The organism is Gracilimonas sp. (assembly GCF_035704785.1).
Classification (GTDB): domain Bacteria; phylum Bacteroidota; class Rhodothermia; order Balneolales; family Balneolaceae; genus Gracilimonas.
In genome coordinates, this window is sequence record NZ_DASSWP010000172.1 from 1 (window position 1) to 4,771 (window position 4,771).

Sequence of the window (4,771 nt, forward strand, 5' to 3'; positions counted from 1 at the left end):
CCTGGTGGACGAGAGCATACTTGGAGGGTTCATCCTAAGAGTAGGTGACCTGCAGTACAACGCAAGTATCGCTTCTCAGCTGAGAAACCTTAAAAGGGAATTTAAAAACGACGCATATATTTCAAAAATTTAATTAAAACGGCCGCTCGATGTGACCGGCTTTTAATTCCAAATAATTATGGCAGAAATTAATCCGGCTGAAGTATCAGCAATATTGAAAAAACAACTTTCAGGATTTGAAGCTAAGGCTTCTTTAAGTGAAGTGGGGACTGTTCTTAATATCGGTGATGGAATTGCTAATATTTACGGTCTTGCCAATGCACAATACGGGGAGCTGGTTGAATTCGAAACTGGCCTTGAAGGTATTGTCCTCAATCTTGAAGAGGACAATGTCGGGGTGGTGCTCCTTGGATCGTATAACGAGATCAAAGAAGGTGCAACGGTTAAGAGAACCAAAAGAATTGCTTCGATAGATGTAGGAGAGGGAATAGTAGGGAGAGTAGTTGATACTCTTGGTGCTCCAATAGACGGTAAAGGTCCTATTGAAGGTGAAACTTTCCAGATGCCACTCGAACGTAAAGCCCCGGGTGTTATTTTCAGAGAGCCCGTGACAGAACCTCTGCAGACCGGAATTAAATCCATTGATGCAATGGTACCGGTGGGAAGAGGACAGCGGGAACTTGTAATTGGTGACCGTCAGACGGGGAAAACTACCGTTTGTATTGATACCATTCTTAACCAGAAAGAATTTTTTGATGCCGGGGAACCGGTTTATTGTATCTATGTTGCCATAGGACAAAAAGCCTCTACTGTTGCCGGAATCGCAAAAACCCTGGAAGATAAAGGAGCAATGCAATATACTACCATTGTTTCAGCGAATGCTTCTGATCCTGCTGCCATGCAGGTATATGCTCCATTTGCGGGAGCGGCGATAGGAGAATATTTCAGGGATACCGGACGCCCTGCACTTATTGTTTATGATGATCTTTCCAAACAGGCAGTTGCTTATCGTGAAATATCATTGCTTCTTAGACGTCCACCGGGACGTGAAGCATACCCTGGGGATGTTTTCTTCCTTCACTCAAGATTACTCGAGCGTTCCGCTAAAGTCATTAATGATGATGGGATTGCCGCGACGATGAATGATCTCCCCGATGTTCTTAAGGACAAGGTAAAAGGAGGAGGTTCTTTAACAGCCCTTCCACTTATCGAGACGCAGGCGGGAGATGTATCGGCATATATTCCTACGAATGTTATTTCCATTACAGACGGACAGATATTCCTGACTTCCGATTTATTTAATTCCGGGGTTCGTCCTGCAATTAATGTTGGGATATCAGTTTCCAGGGTTGGTGGAAATGCTCAAATTAAATCGATGAAGAAGGTTGCGGGTACCCTGAAACTTGACCAGGCACAGTACCGGGAATTGGAAGCTTTTGCTAAATTCGGTTCTGACCTGGATAAAGCAACAATGGGCGTGATTGAAAAAGGAAAACGTAACGTGGAGATCCTCAAGCAGGCTCAAAATGATCCATACCCGGTTGAAAACCAGATTGCGATCATTTATGCAGGTTCCAAAAACCTTTTAAGAGATGTTCCGGTAGAAAGAGTTCGGGAATTCGAAAAGGATTACCTAAATTATCTTGATGCTAAGCACCGTGATGTGCTCGATACTTTGAAATCAGGAAAACTGACAGATGAAGTAACCGATACCCTGACTAAGGTTGCTAAGGAATTATCGGCAAAATATAAATAAAAAAGATGCTTAATATCTGAAACTGGCCGGAATTTGGTGGGTTGAGATCATTAAATCGTTACTAAGAAATGGCAAATTTAAAAGAACTTAGGAGCAGAATAACTTCGGTTTCCTCGACGATGCAGATAACCAGTGCCATGAAAATGGTATCGGCTGCTAAATTGAGCAGGGCCCAGGATGCTATTGATGCGATGAGGCCATATGCCGAAAAACTCACTGAGTTATTGCAGAATCTCAGTGCGAGTCTCGGTGATGAACAAGGAAGTAAATATTCTGATCAACGAGAGTTGAACAATATTCTTATTGTTGCAGTTTCTTCCAACAGGGGACTGGCGGGTGCCTTTAACACCAATATTATAAAAGCTGTTAAAAGACTTGCTGCTACCGAGTATAAAGGAAAGAATGTTGAGGTGATGGGACTTGGAAAGAAAGCCAATGATATCCTCAAGAAATCTTTTGAAATTTATAAGAACAACAATGCAGTTTATGATGATCTGAATTTTGAGGCAACTTCAGCTATTGCGGAAGACCTGATGTTGCAGTTTTCGGAGAAGAAGTACGATAAGATTGTCATTGTATACAACCAGTTTAAGAATGCTGCCACTCAGATCGTCATGACCGAACAGTTTCTTCCGATCGTTCCCGATGAAAATCAGGAGGAAAAAAATACCGCAGATTATATTTTCGAGCCTTCTAAGGAGGAAATTGTTGAGGAACTGATTCCGAAATCACTGAAGATACATCTCTATAAGGCACTGAGAGATTCTTTTGCTTCCGAACACGGAGCAAGAATGACTGCAATGCATAAAGCGACAGATAACGCGACAGAACTTAGAGATGCACTTAAATTGTCTTATAACAAAGCAAGACAGGCATCTATTACCAACGAGATACTTGAAATTGTTGGTGGAGCTGAAGCATTGAACAAGTAATAGGTTTTCTTTTTATAAACTGAGCGTAAAACCCATTCATCACTTTAGGTGTGGATGGGATGTAAGCGATTAACCCTGAGAAAGAATATAGTTCCTGATGGTTTCTGGAGATGCTTCGCCTATTGAGCAGACAAAATAGCCATCAGACCAAAGTAGATTCTGGTTCCAATATTGCTTATGAAGTAGGGAGTAATGCAACTTCCAAAGCTGGTGAGTGGATTCCTGTTTTAGTCGTCTGACAATCTGCGAATTGGATAATCTGGGTATGTAGCGCAGAAGAAAATGCACATGATCTCTGTCACTTTCAAAAACTTCTATTTCAAAATCCGGCTGGTTAGAAATAGTGTGAAATATGGATTTGAGGTCTATATCCAGCTGGCCCACAAGTACTGACTTTCGGTATTTGCAGACCAATATAAGGTGACATTTGAGGTAGTGTTTTGAATGGTTTGTAGTAATGTAGTTGCTTTTGGACATGATTTCTAAAGTTTTGTGAATGTGTCTTTGTAAAATAACGGGCATGTTCACAAAACTTTAAGAAATTTTCGTATCTTCGTGAATATGAAGGTGATATACAAGACATATTACTTTAGATTGAAGCCTACTCGAGCTCAACAAGAATTGCTGGAGAAGCATTTTGGGTGCATGAGATTTGTCTACAATCATTTTCTAAATCAGCGCAAGGAACAGTATGGATCAACTGGGCGATCTGATGGATATAACCAGCAGGCTAAATCCCTGACTGATCTTAAAAAACAAGAAGATACTGTCTGGCTCAATGAAATCAACAGCCAATCTTTGCAGTTTGCCCTGCGCTGTCTGGATACCGCCTACCTCAAATTCTATAGTGGCAAGAGCGGGTTTCCCAGGTTCAAGTCAAAGAGAGGAAAGAACAGCTTTACGGTTCCCCAAAATATTACTCTTTCCGAGGGAAAACTGTCTGTCCCAAAGTTCAAGGAAGGGATCCGATGTATTGTTCACAGGAAAATGGAAGGAGATATTAGAAGAGTTACCTTTTCCAGGACATCGACGGGAAAATACAACGTATCCATATTGACCCAGCAACTCTATCAGCCCAGGCCAAAAACAGGTGGCCAAGTGGGGGTAGATCTGGGGATAAACCATTTGATCGTTACCTCTGATGCAGAATACTTTAAAAACAACCGGTATACCAGAAAATATGAAAGAAGCTTAGCACGTGCCCAAAAAGATCTTTCTCGTAAACAAAAAGGCAGTCATTCGTATGAGAAACAAAGACGAAAGGTTGCCCGCATACACGAGAAGATAAGAAACGCCAGAAGAGACTGGCTACATCAGATATCCCGCCGACTAGTCAATCAGAACGATGTCATTGTCATAGAAGACTTGGGCATAGTATATATGATGGCCAATTCTAAACTAGCCAAACACATCGCAGATGGTAGTTGGGGTACTTTTGTAGAATTCCTGGAATACAAGGCAGATTGGGATGACAAACAGGTCATAAAGATCGACCGGTTCTATCCAAGTTCAAAGACTTGTAATAAGTGCGGATGGATCAATAAAGATCTGAAGCTTTCCACAAGAGAATGGAGGTGCCCAAATGGACATCACCTCCAAAGAGATGAAAACGCCGCCATTAATATCCTCAAGAAAGGATTAAGAATGGCATCGTCAGGAACTGGCGATTACACTGATGGAGATGATGTAAGAAGTGGTAACACTCAATTATCTGAGAAGTCAGAAGCCTACTCATCGGCTATGCCGTGGGTGGGGTAGTTCACTCACACTAAGATGCTTTTGTTCATTATTATTTATTGTTCAACATTCGTGAACAAATACTTTTCGTGAACAAATACAACGAAATTTTAAGATCAAAAGTGGTAAAAACAGACTTTGCTGTCCTATTAAGGACGGACAATGACATAAAAGAAATCGATTTTTTATTTGGTTCACCAAGGAAAGAATTTCCTGTTTTTCAAGAAGTAATCCGAATGGTTTTATTCATTTTCTAAAAAATTAATATTAGAATAGAATTTATTATCTTTAAATATTCTTAAATCCTTAAAAATAAAAGAAATGAAAAACTTCATCCGACTACTGT

Annotated in this window: 5 protein-coding genes; 4 read left to right on the forward strand and 1 reads right to left on the reverse strand. The window is 40.8% G+C overall.

Translation table 11 applies throughout. The annotated features are described in order from the left end of the window. The 3 genes from VFM80_RS10090 to atpG form a co-directional block, all read left to right on the forward strand. The coding region (locus VFM80_RS10090) for a F0F1 ATP synthase subunit delta (RefSeq protein WP_395071706.1) at window positions 1–133 on the forward strand (133 nt) is incomplete at its 5' end. A gap of 45 nt (window positions 134–178) precedes the next feature. Then, a complete protein-coding gene (gene atpA / locus VFM80_RS10095; protein WP_395071702.1) occupies window positions 179–1,756 on the forward strand; it encodes a F0F1 ATP synthase subunit alpha in 1,578 nt (525 codons plus the stop codon). A 68-nt stretch (window positions 1,757–1,824) separates the two neighbouring features. Beyond that, window positions 1,825–2,688, forward strand: a complete 864-nt coding sequence (gene atpG, locus VFM80_RS10100) for an ATP synthase F1 subunit gamma (RefSeq protein ID WP_395071703.1) — start codon at window positions 1,825–1,827, stop codon at window positions 2,686–2,688. Between the two features lie 69 nt (window positions 2,689–2,757). Here atpG and tnpA read toward each other — a convergent pair whose 3' ends face one another. Further along, window positions 2,758–3,165: an IS200/IS605 family transposase gene (gene tnpA, locus VFM80_RS10105; RefSeq protein WP_395071704.1), complete on the reverse strand. Its 408-nt coding sequence runs from the start codon at window positions 3,163–3,165 to the stop codon at window positions 2,758–2,760. Between the two features lie 84 nt (window positions 3,166–3,249). Here tnpA and VFM80_RS10110 point away from each other — a divergent pair, with 84 nt between their 5' ends. Continuing rightward, complete coding sequence (locus tag VFM80_RS10110) at window positions 3,250–4,446, forward strand: RNA-guided endonuclease TnpB family protein (protein ID WP_395071705.1); 1,197 nt, start codon at window positions 3,250–3,252, stop codon at window positions 4,444–4,446. Window positions 4,447–4,771: the final 325 nt, after the last annotated feature.